The organism is Mesorhizobium sp. M0410, assembly GCF_040321435.1.
Classification (GTDB): Bacteria; Pseudomonadota; Alphaproteobacteria; order Rhizobiales; family Rhizobiaceae; genus Mesorhizobium.
This window is the reverse complement of the sequence record NZ_JAMYRN010000004.1, coordinates 239,168-254,755: the sequence shown is the minus strand read 5'-3', so window position 1 is coordinate 254,755 and position 15,588 is coordinate 239,168. Positions and strand designations below refer to the sequence as shown.

Genomic DNA, 15,588 nt, shown 5'->3' with positions numbered 1-15,588 from the left:
CGGACAGGAACTGGTCGCTTGCCGCCTGCCCGCAAATCCAGAGAAAAATCAGATGAAAAATCGCCGCCGCATTTATGAAGGCAAGGCCAAGATCCTTTATGAGGGACCGGAGCCTGGCACGCTGATCCAGTTCTTCAAGGACGACGCTACCGCTTTCAACAAGAAGAAGCATGAAATCGTCGATGGCAAAGGCGTGCTCAACAACCGCATTTCCGAGCACATCTTCAATCATCTCAACCGGATGGGCATTCCGACCCACTTCATCCGCCGGCTCAACATGCGTGAGCAGCTGATCAAGGAAGTCGAGATCATCCCACTCGAAGTGGTGGTGCGCAACGTTGCCGCCGGCTCGCTGGCCAAGCGTCTCGGCATCGAGGAAGGCACCGTGCTGCCGCGCTCGATCATCGAATTCTATTACAAGGCCGATGCGCTCGACGATCCGATGGTCTCGGAAGAGCACATCACCGCCTTCGGCTGGGCGAGCCCACAGGAGATCGACGACGTCATGGCGCTGGCCATTCGCGTCAACGACTTCCTTTCCGGACTGTTCATGGGCGTCGGCATCCAGCTCGTCGATTTCAAAATCGAATGCGGCCGCCTGTTCGAAGGCGATATGATGCGCATCGTCGTCGCCGACGAGATCTCGCCGGATTCCTGCCGGCTGTGGGATGTGGCGACCCAGGACAAGCTCGACAAGGACCGCTTCCGCCGCGACATGGGCGGGCTGGTCGAAGCCTATCAGGAAGTTGCCCGCCGCCTCGGCATCATGAACGAGAACGAACCGCCGCGTCCGGCCGGGCCGGTGCTGGTCGCATCGACCGACGGCGTCAAAGGCAAGCCGCACTGATGGCTTGCCCGCTCAACAGGTGAACAGGAGCATGTCCAGCGTGATCAAGGCCCGCATTACCGTAACCCTCAAGAACGGAGTGCTAGACCCACAAGGCAAGGCAATCGAGCATGCGCTGTCCGCAATGGGTTTCGGCGGCATCGGCCAGGTGCGGCAAGGCAAGGTTTTCGATGTCGAGCTTGCCGAGGGCGACAGGGCCAAGGCTGAGGCCGATCTGAAAGCCATGTGCGACAAGCTTCTGGCGAATACGGTGATTGAGAATTACGCGGTGGAGATCGCCTGAGGTGAAATCAGCCGTCGTCCTGCTCCCCGGCCTCAATCGCGACCGCGACATGATCGCGGCGCTGACCAAGATTTCCGGCACGCCGCCGGTCACCGTCTGGCAGACGGACACCGAAATTCCCGATGTCGACCTGATCGCCATTCCCGGCGGCTTTTCCTTTGGCGATTATCTGCGCTGCGGCGCCATTGCCGCGCGGATGCCGGTAATGCGGGCTGTCGCCGAAAAGGCGGCCAAGGGCGTCACGGTCATCGGCGTCTGCAATGGCTTCCAGATCCTGGTCGAGGCCGGCCTGCTGCCGGGCGCATTGATGCGCAACACCTCGCTGAAATTCGTCTGCCGCCAGGTGAAGCTGCAGATCGCCAATGCCAACACGATGTTCACCCGCCGCTACCAGCCGGGCCAGATCATCCGCGCACCGGTAGCGCACCATGACGGCAATTATTTTGCCGACGCCGAAACTTTGGCCCGCCTCGAAGGCGAAGGCCAGGTGGTGTTCCGCTATGCCGAAGGCACCAATCCAAACGGCTCGATCAACGACATTGCCGGCATCGTCAACGGCCGCGGCAACGTGCTCGGCCTGATGCCGCATCCCGAAAACCTGATCGAAGCGGCGCATGGCGGCAGCGACGGCCGGGCGCTGTTCGAAGGCGCCTTGGGCATCGCCGCTTGATGCCTTCAATTTTCCTCCTGGAGCGACGGTCATGAAACTCTATTCGCGGCCGTTGTCGCCCTATTCGTCGATCGTGCGGGCGCTGGCCTACATCAAGAACGTGCCGCTCAAGGTCATTGCACCGCCGCCTGGGTTTCCCATCCCCGAGGCATTTCGTGCCATCTCGCCGCTGAACCGGATTCCGGTGCTGATCACCGGCTCGGGCGAAACGATCGTCGAATCGGTGGTGATTGCCGAATATCTGGAGGAGCGCTTTCCCGAGCCAGCGCTGCTGCCCAAGGATTCGAAGGACCGCGCACTGGTGCGCATGTTCGCCCGCATCACCGACCTTGACGTGCTCGCCCCCACGATGAAGCTGTTCGAGCTCTATTTCGTACCGCAGCGCAACGAGGCCGAAATCAAGGCACAGTTCGCCCGATTGCATCACGGGCTTGCAGCAATCGAGGCCCGCATGGCGCATGGCCCGTTCGCGCTCGGCGACGACATCTCCTTCGCCGATGCGTGGCTGACGCCGACCCGCTTCGTCTTCAACAATTTCAGGGCGACCATCGGCCGCCCCGACCTGCTTGACGCCTATCCGAAATTCGATGCCTATGAGCAAATCGCCTTGCAGCATCCGGCGCTGTCGCGCGTCTGGGGTGAGATGACAGACGGTCTGAAGATCTTTCTGTCCGAACTCGAGATGGGCGCCGCTTGACCATGCGATCGACACTAGCCCGCCTCGCCCTCGCCGCTTCCGCCGGTCTTGTACTCGCCTCCTGCCAGTCAGGCCCGAAGAGCACGCCAGCGCCGGCGGGCAAGAGCGCGTCACTGCTTGCCATGGAGCAGGTGGCAATCGCTGCCCACAAATGCTGGATCGCCAGCAAGGACCCCGCCTTCAAATCCTATCAGATGGCCAACGAACTGAATTCATTCAGCGGCACGCCGCGCTTCTTGCTGGTGCCGGCCAAACATTACGGCGGAAAGCCGCTGCTGGTCGTGCAGGCGCAAGGCAATTCGAGCCGCGTCGACGTGTTCGGCCCATTGATGGCGGAACCGCTCGGCGCCCGCATCGGCTCGGACATTGCCCGCTGGCGGGCGGGCAATCCGGCCTGTGGCGCTGCTGCCTAGCCCAATGGGTCGCCTGCTGCAGATCACCGGTCTGGTCGTCGGCCTGGCCGGGCTCGTCCTGCAGCTCTGCATCACCGTCCCGGCATCAATGGAAGCCGGCCGCGGCTTTGTCGGCTCGCTGGTCTTCTATTTCAGCTTCTTCACCATCCTGACCAATATCGGCGCGGTGCTCGTCCATGCCTCGTTGCTGTCGTCAACGGGTTATGCCTGGTTTCCGGCTTTTGCCGCCCCACGGATGCGGGCGGGCGTAGCCGTCGCCATAACGCTGGTTCTCATCGTTTATGCAACGGTCTTGGCGCAGCTTTGGCAGCCGCGAGGGCTGTTCCTGCTCTGCGATGTGCTCTTGCACTATGTGACGCCGGTGTTGTTCGTGCTGTGGTGGCTTGTGGCGGGCGCCGACGGCTCGACGCGGTGGCGTGACATCTCCTGGTGGATGATCTATCCGATCGCGTATCTGGCCTATGTACTGGCGCGGGCGCCAATATCGGGCGAAGTGCCCTACCCGTTCCTCAACGTCGCCAAGAACGGCGCGACCAGCGTCGCCGCCTCGGCCGTGGCCATCACGGGGCTTTTTCTCGTGCTATGTACTGTGGCGGTGCTTGTGGACCGCGGCGTCGCGCGGCTCAGGACGGCGAGCGTCCGCTGACGCGCTCGAACGCATCAGTCCCAGAACGGCCTCAGACCTTCACGATGGGCATCGCAGCGCGAGATACCGATGTCCTTGAGCTGATCGTCGGTCATCTCGAGCAGGACCAGCCGACTGCGCCGGCGCTCCAGCAGACCGTCGATCCATCGGACGAATGACGTGACCACTTGCACGATCCGGCGAACATAGGATCTCCGGCCCGACGAGCGGCTTCCGGTCAATTCAACTGCCGCGTAACGGATTGTCTCTATTGTACCCATTGTCTTTCTGCCAAGATTGCAATTGTGCCTTTCGTGCGGCCCGCTTCATATGTATTGACTCTCATTTCGGTGCAATGTAAAAAATTGTCACCATGACAACTTGGCTTCCAGACCTGACCGCCCGCACCGGCCCGCTCTATCAGCGGCTTGCCGATTCCATCGAGACGGACATCTACCGCGGCCTGATCGGTGCAGGGGCAAAGCTGCCGCCGCAGCGCGACCTGGCATACGACATCGGCACGACCGTCGGCACGGTCGGCAGGGCCTATCAATTGCTGCGCGAGCGGGGATTGGTCAGCGGCGAGGTCGGCCGCGGAACCTATGTTATCGCTCAACAGTCGGAGAGCGCAAAGCCGGATTTCCTGGGGCCGGTCGAACAAGGCACGCGCTATATGGATGCGCCCGGCGACAAGCTGCGCTTCGATAGCACGGCCGCACCGGATGTCGGCCAGGGTGCCATCGTCGCCGACGTATTGACACGCACGGCGCAAGACCATCCGCATGAGATTTCAAGCTATACTCGTGATTTCCCGGACCGCTGGTTGGAAGCGGGCAGACGCTGGCTGTCGCGCAATTCCTATCGCCCGGCGGCGGATGCAATCGTTCCCACGCTCGGCACCCACGCCGCGGTGATGGCAACCATTGCGGGACTCACCGCCCCCGGCGACTATGTCGTCTTCGAGCACCTCACCTATTCGCAGATCTCCCGCAGTGCCGGCCTGATCGGTCGCCGGACCGCACTGGTGGCGGCTGACGACGAGGGCATAGATCCCCAGGATTTCGAGCGCGTCTGCGCACAAAAGCATCCGAAGATGATTTTTTTGATGCCCACGGCGAAGAACCCGACGCTGACAACGCTGTCGGCATCGCGCCGCGAAGCAATCGCGCATGTCGCCCGTCAATATAACGTCGTCCTGATCGAGGACGATCTCTATGGCGGACTGACCGATGACCCAACGCCTTTAATGGCCGAATATGCTCCCGAACGGACCATCGTTGCCGGCGGCCTGTCGAAATCGGTCGCGGCGGGTGTTCGCGGCGGTTGGCTCGCTTGCCCGCCGGCCTACCGTCACCGCATCCGGGTCGCCCATAAGATGATGACGGGCGGCCTGCCCTTTCTGCTGGCGGAGGTGGGCAGCCGGCTGGTGCTGTCCGGTCAGGCCGCCGAGATGCGCAAGCGCAGCATTGCCGAGATCGGTGCGCGCATCGCGATCGTGCGCGAGACACTCGACGGTTTCGACTTCAAGGCGCTGGACAACGTGCCGTTCGTCTGGCTCACTTTGCCCGACCCGTGGCTTTCCGGCACTTTCAAACAGGCTTGCCTCGAACATGGCGTGCTCATCGATGACGAGGATGAGTTCAAGGCAGGGCGTTCCGAACAGGCCTTTCACGGCGTGCGGTTTGGCATCTCGCAACCGCGACAGCGGGCCGATATCGCGCACGGCGTCGCGGTGATCCGGCGGCTTCTGGACGAGGGCCGCGCCGGCTACGACAGCTTTTCCTGAACCGGCTTGAAACCGGCGGGTCGAGTGGCGATCTTTCGCTACTTGCCGTCAGCTGTTGCTTTCCATCGTTTTAGTCATCCGACGGGGTGTATCGGCTGCAAAGCTTGCGATAAGACGGGACTCGATCCCAAGGACACAATTGCCGACCATGACCATTTCCAATTCCGTGCCGATCACTCCTGAACTCATTGCCGCGCACGGGCTGAAGCCCGACGAGTACCAGCGCATCCTCGACCTGGTCGGGCGCGAACCGAGCTTTACCGAACTTGGTATTTTTTCGGCTATGTGGAACGAGCATTGTTCCTACAAATCCTCGAAGAAGTGGCTGCGCACGCTGCCGACCACCGGGCCGCAAGTCATCCAGGGCCCGGGCGAGAATGCCGGTGTGGTCGACATCGGCGACGGCGACTGCGTCGTCTTCAAGATGGAGAGCCATAACCACCCCTCCTATATCGAGCCTTATCAGGGAGCTGCGACCGGCGTCGGCGGCATCCTGCGCGATGTCTTCACCATGGGCGCGCGGCCGATCGCGGCGATGAACGCGCTGCGCTTCGGCGCGCCGGATCATCCCAAAACCAGGCACCTCGTTGCCGGCGTCGTTTCCGGCGTCGGCGGCTATGGCAATTCCTTCGGCGTGCCGACGGTCGGCGGCGAGGTCAATTTCGACGCCCGCTACAATGGCAACATCCTGGTCAATGCGTTTGCCGCAGGCCTCGCAAAGACAGACGCAATCTTCCTGTCCGAGGCCAAGGGCGTCGGCCTGCCGGTCGTCTATCTCGGCGCCAAGACCGGGCGCGACGGCGTCGGTGGCGCCACCATGGCTTCGGCTGAGTTCGACGACAAGATCGACGAGAAGCGCCCCACCGTGCAGGTTGGCGATCCGTTCACCGAAAAATGCCTGCTCGAAGCCTGCCTCGAACTGATGGCGTCCGGCGCCGTTATCGCCATCCAGGATATGGGTGCGGCCGGCCTCACCTGCTCGGCGGTCGAGATGGGCGCCAAGGGCGACCTAGGCATCGAGCTCGATCTCGACAAGGTGCCGGTGCGTGAAGAGCGCATGAGCGCCTATGAGATGATGCTTTCGGAGAGCCAGGAGCGCATGCTGATGGTGCTGCGCCCCGAAAAGGAAAAACAGGCCGAGGCGATCTTCCACAAATGGGGCCTCGACTTTGCCATCGTCGGCAGGACCACGGACGATCTGCGCTTCCGCGTGCTGCACCAGGGCGACGAGGTTGCCAATCTGCCGATCAAGGATCTCGGCGACCAGGCGCCGGAATATGACCGTCCCTGGGTCGAACCGAAGAAGCCGGCGCCGCTGACCGGCGATGCACCTCAAGCCGATGTGGCCGACGCACTGCTCAAGCTGTTGGGGGGACCGGACCTTTCCTCGCGCCGCTGGGTGTGGGAGCAGTACGACACGCTGATCCAGGGCAATTCCCTGCAGCTTCCCGGCGGCGACGCCGGTGTCGTGCGCGTCGATGGCCACCCGACCAAGGCGCTCGCCTTCTCCTCCGACGTGACGCCGCGCTATTGCGAGGCCGACCCTTACGAGGGCGGCAAGCAGGCCGTTGCCGAATGCTGGCGCAATCTTACCGCCACCGGCGCTCTACCGCTCGCGGCCACCGACAACCTCAATTTCGGCAATCCGGAACGGCCGGAGATCATGGGCCAGCTGGTTGGTGCCGTGAAAGGCATCGGCGATGCCTGCCGGGCGCTTGGCTTTCCGATCGTCTCCGGCAACGTCTCCCTCTACAATGAGACCAACGGCCAAGGCATCCTGCCGACACCAACCATCGGCGGCGTCGGGCTGATTGCCGACTGGTCGAAAATGGTGCGGATCGGCTTTGCCGCCGAAGGCCAGATGATCGTGCTGGTCGGCGCGCCGACCATGTGGGGCACGCATCTTGGCCAGTCCGCCTACATGCGCGACATCCATGACCGCGCCGACGGCCCGCCGCCGCCGGTCGATCTCGACCACGAGAAGCGGGTCGGCGACCATGTGCGGGCGCTGATCGGCTCCGGTGTCGTTACCGCGGCGCATGACGTTTCCGACGGCGGCATCGCGGTGGCGCTGGCCGAGATGGCGATGGCCTCCGGCATCGGCGCGACCATTACCGGCCTGATCGGTACGGATCCGATCCCCGTCTGGTTCGGCGAGGATCAGGGCCGCTACCTGCTGACGCTGTCGATCGATCCGCAGAGCGAGGAATGGGACGCCATTCGCGAACAACAAAGCAAACTCGGCATTTTTGCACCCTGGATCGGCTCGACCGGCGGCAGCGAATTGAAGCTGGGCGAGGCGCGTGCGATACCGGTCAGCGAATTGACCGCCGCCCACGAATCCTGGTTCCCTCGCTTCATGGCAAATGAGGTCGTGGACCCGTGATGTGATCAAGCGGGGCCGTTTCGGTGTGGTTCATCCGCCTTTTCGACCATATCTATGAGATCACGACCTGAACAAGGAATCCTCATATGGCAATGGACGCCCACGACATCGAACGGCTGATCAAGGAAGGCATTCCGGACGCCAAGGTGACCATTCGCGACCTGGCCGGCGACGGCGACCATTATGCGGCTGAGGTTGTGGCCGAAAGCTTTCGCGGGAAAAGCCGCGTCCAGCAGCACCAGATGGTCTATGACGCGCTGAAGGGCAACATGGGCGGCGTGCTGCACGCGCTTGCCCTGCAGACCAGCGTGCCGGACTGAGCTCTCTTGCAGTTACCGGCTCGCAAGCTTCTTACCGGTCACCGCAATGATCGGCCCGACCGGATAGTTTCCACCCACTATCATCCGCTCGCCGTTCGACAGCGCCGAAACGGCCCCGTCGAAGAAAAGCGCGTTGGGACAATCGAGCGCGTCTCGAAACAGTCGCGCGAAGCTGCCGAGGCTGACCTCAGAGCGCGAGATCGCCAGCACGACAGTGTTTTCGTCACGCACGCCGACGCCATTGCGGATATAGCGCGATGTGCCGTTTTGCTCGAAGCGGGGATGAAGCCGGCCGTCGATCACCAGCATCGGGCCGGATTGCGTGGCAAACATCACGTCCAGTCTGGTCGCAACATAGGCGCTTGTCTCGATGACCGCCGCCTTGCCATCCTTCCGGACCAGGAAGACGCCGTTCGGTTTCAGGAAGAAATTGCCTTCGCTGTCGGCGAGGTTGATCGGCGCCTTCTCCCGGCCGTCCTCGACGAGAAGGCCGACCGGAGTCAGGTCTTGGTGATACATGCCGGCGTTCATGGCGAGCAGCACCGGCCGGCCCTGATCCGCCATCGCCTTGTCGAATTTGTCCAGTGAACCGAAAGCCTTGCCGTCAATGCCTGCGTGGAACACACCGATGTCATAGCGGCGCAGATCGATTTCGCAGACGACATAGGCGACCGCCTCGAAGCTCGCGTCGCGGCACGGCGCCGGTAATCCACCGCCGACGACGAGAGGTGGCTGCCTCGGCGACTTGGCCCACCAGATCAAGGACAGTGCGGCGAACAGAACGGCGAGGACGACCCCGGCGAGATACCGTCTTTTCATCACGCCTCGGGACAAATGGTGGCCAACGGCTTGGCCCAAGATCAGACCTTCCTTTGCGCCATTTGCATGGCAAGGCGGCAAACATCTTGTTTCGCGCAACCCATGGGTTTATTTGAAGGGTAATGTTCGAGCCTGACTCCCACAGGCATGAAAGGGTATTCCATGAGCGGCATCAACGATTACATTGACAATGAGGTGAAGGGCAACGACGTCGTTCTCTTCATGAAGGGCACCCCCGGCTTTCCGCAATGCGGATTTTCCGGCCAGGTCGTGCAGATCCTCGACTATATCGGCGCCGACTATAAGGGCGTCGACGTGCTGACGTCGGCCGAACTGCGGCAAGGCATCAAGGACTACTCCAACTGGCCAACCATCCCGCAGCTCTACGTCAAGGGCGAGTTCGTCGGCGGCTGCGACATCATCCGCGAGATGTTCCAGGCGGGCGAATTGCAGACCTTCCTCGTCGAAAAAGGCGTCAGCGTCAAAGGCGCCGCCTGACTTCTGTTTCTGCGTATGACCTTCCGACTGCGATTTTCGGGGGTCAAGCGATAAGCGCCGGGGCAGCCCCCACCTTGGCAAAAAGTTCTGCCCGACATCGGGGCAATCAACGAATGGATGCGTCGGCCAGCCGGCGCATTTTCGTTGAGGATCGGACTGGCCGTGGATCAGCAAGCACAAGCGCAGCAAAAGGCAAGCACCTTGCCCATTCCGCGCTGGGAATTCATTGCGCTGTGCGCGGCGCTGATGGCGCTCAATTCGCTGGCCATCGACATTATTTTGCCGGCGCTGCAGCAGATCGGCGCTTCGCTTGGCGTCGAAAATGAAAACCACCGGCAATATGTGGTCACCGCCTATATCCTTGGCTTTGGGGGCGGACAGCTGTTCTTCGGGCCGATCTCGGACCGTTTCGGGCGCCGCGCGCCTCTTGTCGCAGGGCTGGTGATCTACGTCGTCGCGGCCGGCGCTGCGGCAATCGCCCCGTCATTCGCCACGCTTCTGCTATGCCGGGCCGTGCAAGGCATCGGCGCGGCGGCGACGCGCGTCATTGCCGTCTCGATCGTGCGCGATACGTTCGACGGAAGGCGCATGGCCGAAGTCATGTCCTTGATCTTCATGGTGTTCATGGCCATTCCGGTGGTCGCGCCCGGTATCGGCCAGTTCATCATGCTGTTTGCGACCTGGCATGTGATCTTCGTCACCATGGCAGCCGGCGCGCTGATCGTGTCCGCCTGGTCGCTGCTGCGCCTGCCCGAGACATTACATCCCGAATATCGCCGGCCGCTGACGCTGTCCTCCATCATCGGCGGCTTCCGCATCGTTCTCACCAACCGCATCGCGCTCTGCTACGCCTTCGCCAGCACCTTCATCTTCGGCGCCATGTTCGGCTTCATCGCCTCGGCCCAGCAGATCTATGTCAGCGTGTTCAATGTCGGTGAGATGTTCCCGGTCATCTTCGCGGGGGTTGCCGGCGTGCTTGCGTTTTCGAACTACCTCAATTCGCGCCTCGTCGGCCGTATCGGCATGCGCCGCCTGTCGCAAAGCGCGCTGCTGCTGTTTCTGGCAATCAGCCTTGCCTGGCTGGTCGTTTCCATGGAAATGAAGATGCCGCTATGGCTCTTCATTGCCTTCTTTGCCTGCGCCATGGTCCCGTTCGGCGCGCTCGGCGCGAACTTCAACGCGCTCGCTATGGAGCCGCTGGGGCACCTGGCCGGCACTGCGTCGTCGATCCTTGGGTTCATGCAGACATTTCTTGGCGGCATTCTCGGCACGCTAATCGGCCAAGCCTTCAACGGCACGGTGACGCCGCTGGCCGCCGGGTTCTGCAGCGTGTCGGTGGCGGCGCTGCTGATGATCCTGCTGGCCGAGCGCGGCAGACTATTCCAGCCGCATAACCCGCCGGTTTAATACACATTGCGCGTGCGCCTATGATGCACCCTCACTGACCGCGGTGAAGCGAGGGAACAGCGTACGTCCTGCGATTGCTCCACCCATACTGTCGGAAACGGGCAGTGGAAGAGCCTTGTCGAGCGCCTCGAGGACGGAAGCCACAAAGGCCCGGTTGAGCGGACCATCGTCCCCTAGATGGGAGAAAGTGGCGCGCGGCTTGCCAATAAGCGTGCCGTTTCGGCGAATTGAGAACTGCAGCGTCAGGGTCATGCCCGCGGTTCCGGGCGGCGGCTTCCAACAGGCGAAGATTGCGGAGAACATCTCGTCTATGGTGTCGACGGAGTCGGGACTGCGACATGCGCGTTCCCCAGCTCTTGCTTCATTGACACCGGCAACCAAGGCAAGGGCAAAGGCCGTTGCAACAATTGCGGACCGAGGTTTCATTCGAGATCTCCGGTTTCGCACAAGATTGGACACCTTTGGCAGCGAAGAGCTATTCCGCCCAGAGCTCGCGGCGCAGCTCCCGCCAGCTCTCACGGTCCGGCGCGACCAGCAAGCCACCCCCGACATGCGACGGCAGATAGGCGCTGCCGTCGAAGCGCGCGGCATGGCCGCCGGCCTCCGCATGGATCAGCACGCCGGCCAAGTGGTCCCAAGGCATCAGCTTGTTGTAGACGACGAAATGGCCGTGGCCGCTGGCCAGCAGGCGGTATTCGTGGGCGGCGCAGCGATAATTGAACTGCGATAGCGACTTAGTCTGGTTGCGCGCCAAACGTGAGCGGTCCGGCTCGGGCACATAGTGCCATGAGACCGCACCGGTCATTTCCGACATCGGCGCCGGTTTGGCGACATGGACCTTTTCCAGATTGCCATGGGCATGGCGGATATGGCTGCCGGCGCCACTAACGCCGATCAGCCAATCCTTGCCGACGGGGTCGTGAATGATGCCGGCGACCGTCTTGCCCTTGACCACGACGCCAAGCATGACGCCGAACAGCGGCACGCCGGAGGCGAAGTTGAAAGTGCCGTCGACCGGGTCGATGACGAAGGCGAGTTCGGCATCGCCGAGACCGTCGAGCAGCGTCGGGTCGTCGGAGCAGGCCTCCTCGCCGACGATCATTGCGTGGGGATAACGCTGGCGCAGGCTGGCGGTGATGAGCCGTTCGGCATTGACGTCGGCCTCGGTGACGAGATCGGCGGCCGAGGTCTTGCGACGGACGTCGCCCTCGCTCAAACGGCGAAAGCGCGGCATGATCTCGGCGACGGCGGCTTCCGACAGAAGGTCGGCAAGCCAGTCGATCGCGCTATCTTCAAATGTCATCGGGACGCCTAGTGGTGAGGGTTTCGTTGAGGGCGGCGAAATCGAACAGTTTCCTGTCGAGCAGATGCGAACGCCGCACATTGGTCATGGCGCGGATCATCGTGTCCTTGCGGCCGGGCATGCGCTTCTCGATGTCGTCGAGCATCGCCTTCATGGCGTTGCGCTGCAGACCTTCCTGGCTACCGCACAGATCGCACGGAATGATCGGGAATTTCATGGCGCCGGCGAATTTCTCGAGATCGGCTTCCGCACAATAGGCGAGCGGCCGCAGCACCATGACATCGCCTTCGTCATTGAGCAGCTTCGGCGGCATGGCGGCCAGGCGCCCGCCATGGAACAGGTTCATGAAGAAGGTTTCCAGTATGTCCTCGCGGTGGTGGCCGAGCACCAGCGCCGAGCAGCCCTCCTCGCGGGCAATGCGATAGAGATGGCCGCGCCGCAGCCGCGAGCACAGCGAGCAATAAGTGCTGCCCTCGGCCAGCTTGTCGGTGACCACCGAATAGGTGTCCTGATATTCGATGCGATGCGGAATGGCATAGCTGTCGAGATAATCGGGCAATATGTGCTTGGGAAAGTTCGGCTGGCCCTGGTCGAGATTGCAGGCCAACAGCTCGACCGGCAGCAGCCCGCGCCATTTGAGATCAAGCAGCACGGCAAGCAAGCCGTAGGAATCCTTGCCGCCCGACAGAGCGATCAGCCAACGGTCGCCGGGTCTCACCATGGCGAAATCGTCGATCGCCTGGCGGGCAAGCCGCAACAGCCGCTTGCGCAGCTTGTTGAACTCGACGGAGGACGGCACATCGGCAAACAGCGGATGAAAGCCGCCTTCGGCCTCGGCGATCGGGTCAAGCGTTTTGGCGTCTGGCTGCATGTTCACGGCGCGTCGGCCCTAAAGTCCTGTTGCCGCCCGCAGTAGCGCATCGGATCGAAAATCGAAATCGATTTCCGACTCACGTCCCTGAAAAGGACGAAGAAAGAAAAGGCCGCCTGGAGGGGCGGCCTTCGGTTTTGTCGTGACGAACGCGCCGATCAGCGCGAATAGAATTCGACGACCAGATTCGGTTCCATCTGCACGGCAAACGGAACGTCCGCCAAGCCGGGGATGCGCGTGAAAGTCGCGGTCATCTTGTTGTGGTCGGCCTCGATGTAATCGGGCACGTCGCGCTCGGCCAGGCCCACCGATTCCAGCACGATGACCAGCTGCTTCGACTTCTCGCGCACTTCGATGACATCGCCCGGCTTGCAACGGTACGAGCCGATGTTGACGCGCTTGCCATTGACGTTGATGTGGCCGTGATTGACGAACTGGCGCGCCGCAAAGATGGTCGGCACGAATTTGGAGCGGTAGACGACGGCGTCGAGGCGCGATTCGAGCAAGCCGATCAGGTTCTCCGAGGTGTCGCCCTTGCGGCGGTCCGCCTCTTCATAGACCTTGCGGAACTGCTTCTCCGAAACGTCGCCATAGTGGCCCTTCAGCTTCTGCTTGGCGCGCAGCTGCAGGCCGAAATCGGAAAGCTTGCCCTTGCGGCGCTGGCCATGCTGGCCGGGGCCGTATTCACGCTTGTTGACCGGGGACTTCGGGCGGCCCCAGATGTTTTCGCCAAGACGGCGGTCGATCTTGTACTTCGCGGATTCGCGCTTGCTCATCGCATTCCCTTTCAAAACAACACACCCGGAACCTTATGGTCCGGGTGAAGGAAACGCGCCCTCCTCTGGCCTCCGTTTTCGAGACCTGACAGGGTTTTCCACGCAACGCGACGGAAAACCCACGGGACACGTCATTTCAAACAAGACATAGGGAAAGTAAAACCGGCTGCCCAAACGTCTTGCACACATAAAGAAAACCACCGGGCATTGCGGCCCGGTGTTGGTGGGCTGGTTAAACGGAGATTTAACCGCTGTCAAGCTTCTGGCTGGCGCGAGTCGCCGAACCGGATAGTGTTACGGTTGTAGAACGTGCCGGATGTGGCGGGAGGTTGCGCCAGCGGCATCAGGAAGGGACTGAAGTCAGAGGAGCAGGAATTCGCATGAAGAAGTTCTTCCTTACGTTGGTAGGAGCCGCGGTGATGGCCGGCACGATGGCGGTCGCGCCCGAGCCAGCGCAGGCCCGGCATTGGCATGGGCACAGGCATCACCAGGTCTGCCGCATCGTGGTCAAGAAAAAGGTGGTGTGGCGTCACGGTCATCGCAAGGTCATCCGCTACAAAGTGCGGCGCTGCGGGTGGGGCTGGAACTGGTAATTTTCGCCCTCGCCCGTTGAGACTTCATGGCCCGCGGCTCAGCCGCGGGCCTTTTATTGACCGGCATCCGCCGCCAGAATGGTCAGTCGATCAGTGTTTCGACTTCTTTTCCGGCAGGCCTTTGCGCTTGGTCTCGGCGAATTCCTCGAGCTGTTTTTCGCTCATGGATTTATACATTCCCTTCGACGCACCTTTGAGCGCGCCCTTCTTGGTCTCGCCGCGCTTGGCTGACAATGCCGCGCCGGCCGCTTTCTGCTGGGCTTTTGAGGTGGCTGGCATGATGGTTTCTCCCGTTTCCGATGAGAGGAAAACGCATTGTCTGGTGTGATGTTCCCAAAGCGAAAATTGCTTGCGGTCAGGATATCGCCAGGCCAAATCCCTGCATCAGCCGGCGCGTCGGAAAATCGGCGCTGTTCGAGGTGAAGAACGCAAGGTCGGCCCCTTCCGGCAGTGCCTCTCTGCGATAAGCGGCCTCGGTATCGGCAAGCAGCGACAGCGCGCGGCGTGCGATCGCCTCGGCCGGGTCGAGCCAGTCGACCGGCCAAGGTGCTGTCTTGCGCATGCGGTTGGCCAAAAAAGGATAATGGGTGCAGGCAAGCACGACGATGTCGGTGCGCAGCCCGTCATGCTCAACGAAGCACGGCGCGATCTCGGCGCGCACGGCGTCCTCGTCGACAAAACCATCGCGCATATAGGCTTCGGCCAATCCAGCCAGCCTGTCGCTGCCGACCAGGCGGACGTGGCATTTCTGCGCCCACTTGCTGATCAGGTCGCGCGTGTACTGGCGCTTGACGGTGCCGGGCGTCGCCAGCACCGAAACCAGGCCTGAGCGCGTGCGTTCCGCCGCCGGCTTGATGGCCGGCACGGTGCCGACGAAAGGGTGGCCGGGAAACCGCTCGCGCAACGCATCGATGACCAGTGTCGAGGCGGTGTTGCAGGCGATGACCGAAATGGCCGGCGAAAACCGTTCGAGCAGCCTAGCGAACAACTCCAGAATATGTGTTCTCAGCGCCGTTTCCTCCCAGGCGCCGAAGGGGAACGCCGCGTCGTCGGCGACATAGATGAAGCGGCGGTCAGGCATCAGGACGCGCGCCTCACGCAGCACGGTGAGGCCGCCAATGCCGGAATCGAACATCAGGATCGGACGGGCGCTCGACGGATCGGTCATGGTCATTGAGTCACTAAGGGCTGGGAATCACTAAGGGCTGGGGAATTACAAAACGAGATCACGAGAGAAGGCCGGCCTATGCATTTTGCTTCGGCCAATGATGCTTTGTCCCGGCCGCTTCTATGT

The 15,588-nt window shown here is 62.0% G+C and carries 20 protein-coding genes; 12 read left to right on the top strand and 8 right to left on the bottom strand.

The genetic code is table 11. The features are described from left to right. Window positions 1-52: 52 nt before the first annotated feature. Genes purC through NKI63_RS07270 form a run of 6 tightly spaced genes read left to right on the top strand, consistent with a single transcriptional unit; the run spans window position 53 to window position 3,556 of the window. Window positions 53-847 carry a phosphoribosylaminoimidazolesuccinocarboxamide synthase gene (gene purC / locus NKI63_RS07295; RefSeq protein ID WP_023674725.1) on the top strand — a complete coding sequence of 265 codons (795 nt, stop codon included), beginning with the start codon at window positions 53-55 and terminating at the stop codon, window positions 845-847. Window positions 848-887: 40 nt separating this feature from the next. Then, entirely contained in the window at window positions 888-1,130 is a 243-nt protein-coding gene (gene purS, locus NKI63_RS07290) for a phosphoribosylformylglycinamidine synthase subunit PurS (RefSeq protein ID WP_254817733.1), read from the top strand. 1 nt (window position 1,131) lies between these two features. Beyond that, on the top strand, window positions 1,132-1,800 hold the full coding sequence (gene purQ / locus NKI63_RS07285; protein ID WP_352820871.1) for a phosphoribosylformylglycinamidine synthase subunit PurQ: 669 nt from the start codon (window positions 1,132-1,134) through the stop codon (window positions 1,798-1,800). A 31-nt stretch (window positions 1,801-1,831) separates the two neighbouring features. Further along, window positions 1,832-2,497 (top strand): glutathione S-transferase family protein, encoded by a 666-nt coding sequence (locus NKI63_RS07280; protein ID WP_352477367.1) that lies wholly within the window; start codon window positions 1,832-1,834, stop codon window positions 2,495-2,497. Window positions 2,498-2,499: 2 nt separating this feature from the next. Continuing rightward, entirely contained in the window at window positions 2,500-2,910 is a 411-nt protein-coding gene (locus tag NKI63_RS07275; RefSeq protein WP_352820868.1) for a hypothetical protein, read from the top strand. A 4-nt stretch (window positions 2,911-2,914) separates the two neighbouring features. Further along, complete coding sequence (locus tag NKI63_RS07270; protein ID WP_352820866.1) at window positions 2,915-3,556, top strand: Pr6Pr family membrane protein; 642 nt, start codon at window positions 2,915-2,917, stop codon at window positions 3,554-3,556. Between the two features lie 14 nt (window positions 3,557-3,570). Here NKI63_RS07270 and NKI63_RS07265 read toward each other — a convergent pair whose 3' ends face one another. Beyond that, the gene (locus NKI63_RS07265) at window positions 3,571-3,816 is read right to left on the bottom strand and encodes a DUF1127 domain-containing protein (protein WP_352738039.1); all 246 of its coding nucleotides are present in this window, start codon (window positions 3,814-3,816) and stop codon (window positions 3,571-3,573) included. Between the two features lie 92 nt (window positions 3,817-3,908). Between NKI63_RS07265 and NKI63_RS07260 the strand changes: the two genes are divergently transcribed. From NKI63_RS07260 to NKI63_RS07250, 3 genes are all read left to right on the top strand, one after another. Beyond that, window positions 3,909-5,321, top strand: coding sequence for an aminotransferase-like domain-containing protein (locus NKI63_RS07260; RefSeq protein ID WP_352820863.1), 1,413 nt, complete (start codon window positions 3,909-3,911; stop codon window positions 5,319-5,321). Window positions 5,322-5,469: 148 nt separating this feature from the next. Beyond that, complete coding sequence (purL, locus tag NKI63_RS07255) at window positions 5,470-7,707, top strand: phosphoribosylformylglycinamidine synthase subunit PurL (protein WP_352820861.1); 2,238 nt, start codon at window positions 5,470-5,472, stop codon at window positions 7,705-7,707. A gap of 86 nt (window positions 7,708-7,793) precedes the next feature. Further along, entirely contained in the window at window positions 7,794-8,027 is a 234-nt protein-coding gene (locus NKI63_RS07250; protein ID WP_023674714.1) for a BolA/IbaG family iron-sulfur metabolism protein, read from the top strand. A 12-nt stretch (window positions 8,028-8,039) separates the two neighbouring features. Here NKI63_RS07250 and NKI63_RS07245 read toward each other — a convergent pair whose 3' ends face one another. Then, window positions 8,040-8,846 carry a phosphodiester glycosidase family protein gene (locus NKI63_RS07245; RefSeq protein ID WP_352820858.1) on the bottom strand — a complete coding sequence of 269 codons (807 nt, stop codon included), beginning with the start codon at window positions 8,844-8,846 and terminating at the stop codon, window positions 8,040-8,042. Between the two features lie 162 nt (window positions 8,847-9,008). On the opposite strand from NKI63_RS07245, the gene grxD reads away from it, so the two are divergent. Both grxD and NKI63_RS07235 read left to right on the top strand, forming a co-directional pair. Beyond that, window positions 9,009-9,344, top strand: coding sequence for a Grx4 family monothiol glutaredoxin (grxD, locus tag NKI63_RS07240; protein WP_023674712.1), 336 nt, complete (start codon window positions 9,009-9,011; stop codon window positions 9,342-9,344). A 207-nt stretch (window positions 9,345-9,551) separates the two neighbouring features. Further along, entirely contained in the window at window positions 9,552-10,751 is a 1,200-nt protein-coding gene (locus NKI63_RS07235; protein WP_502900465.1) for a multidrug effflux MFS transporter, read from the top strand. An 18-nt stretch (window positions 10,752-10,769) separates the two neighbouring features. On the opposite strand, the gene NKI63_RS07230 is transcribed toward NKI63_RS07235, so the two are convergent. The 4 genes from NKI63_RS07230 to rpsD all read right to left on the bottom strand — a co-directional run bounded on the left by NKI63_RS07230 (window position 10,770) and on the right by rpsD (window position 13,701). Further along, the gene (locus NKI63_RS07230; RefSeq protein ID WP_254817643.1) at window positions 10,770-11,177 is read right to left on the bottom strand and encodes a UCP034077 family protein; all 408 of its coding nucleotides are present in this window, start codon (window positions 11,175-11,177) and stop codon (window positions 10,770-10,772) included. Window positions 11,178-11,226: 49 nt separating this feature from the next. Further along, entirely contained in the window at window positions 11,227-12,054 is an 828-nt protein-coding gene (locus NKI63_RS07225) for an inositol monophosphatase family protein (protein ID WP_352506431.1), read from the bottom strand. Further along, window positions 12,044-12,925, bottom strand: a complete 882-nt coding sequence (gene ttcA / locus NKI63_RS07220; RefSeq protein WP_352506567.1) for a tRNA 2-thiocytidine(32) synthetase TtcA — start codon at window positions 12,923-12,925, stop codon at window positions 12,044-12,046. The genes NKI63_RS07225 and ttcA overlap by 11 nt, the downstream gene beginning before the upstream one ends. 158 nt (window positions 12,926-13,083) lie before the next feature. After that, complete coding sequence (gene rpsD, locus NKI63_RS07215) at window positions 13,084-13,701, bottom strand: 30S ribosomal protein S4 (RefSeq protein WP_352506432.1); 618 nt, start codon at window positions 13,699-13,701, stop codon at window positions 13,084-13,086. Between the two features lie 380 nt (window positions 13,702-14,081). Here rpsD and NKI63_RS07210 point away from each other — a divergent pair, with 380 nt between their 5' ends. Continuing rightward, complete coding sequence (locus tag NKI63_RS07210) at window positions 14,082-14,294, top strand: hypothetical protein (protein ID WP_023674706.1); 213 nt, start codon at window positions 14,082-14,084, stop codon at window positions 14,292-14,294. A gap of 90 nt (window positions 14,295-14,384) precedes the next feature. Here NKI63_RS07210 and NKI63_RS07205 read toward each other — a convergent pair whose 3' ends face one another. Together NKI63_RS07205 and murI are read right to left on the bottom strand one after the other, a co-directional pair. Then, window positions 14,385-14,573 carry a DUF3008 family protein gene (locus NKI63_RS07205; protein WP_023674705.1) on the bottom strand — a complete coding sequence of 63 codons (189 nt, stop codon included), beginning with the start codon at window positions 14,571-14,573 and terminating at the stop codon, window positions 14,385-14,387. A 76-nt stretch (window positions 14,574-14,649) separates the two neighbouring features. Then, complete coding sequence (gene murI / locus NKI63_RS07200) at window positions 14,650-15,462, bottom strand: glutamate racemase (RefSeq protein WP_352477507.1); 813 nt, start codon at window positions 15,460-15,462, stop codon at window positions 14,650-14,652. Window positions 15,463-15,588 lie beyond the last annotated feature (126 nt).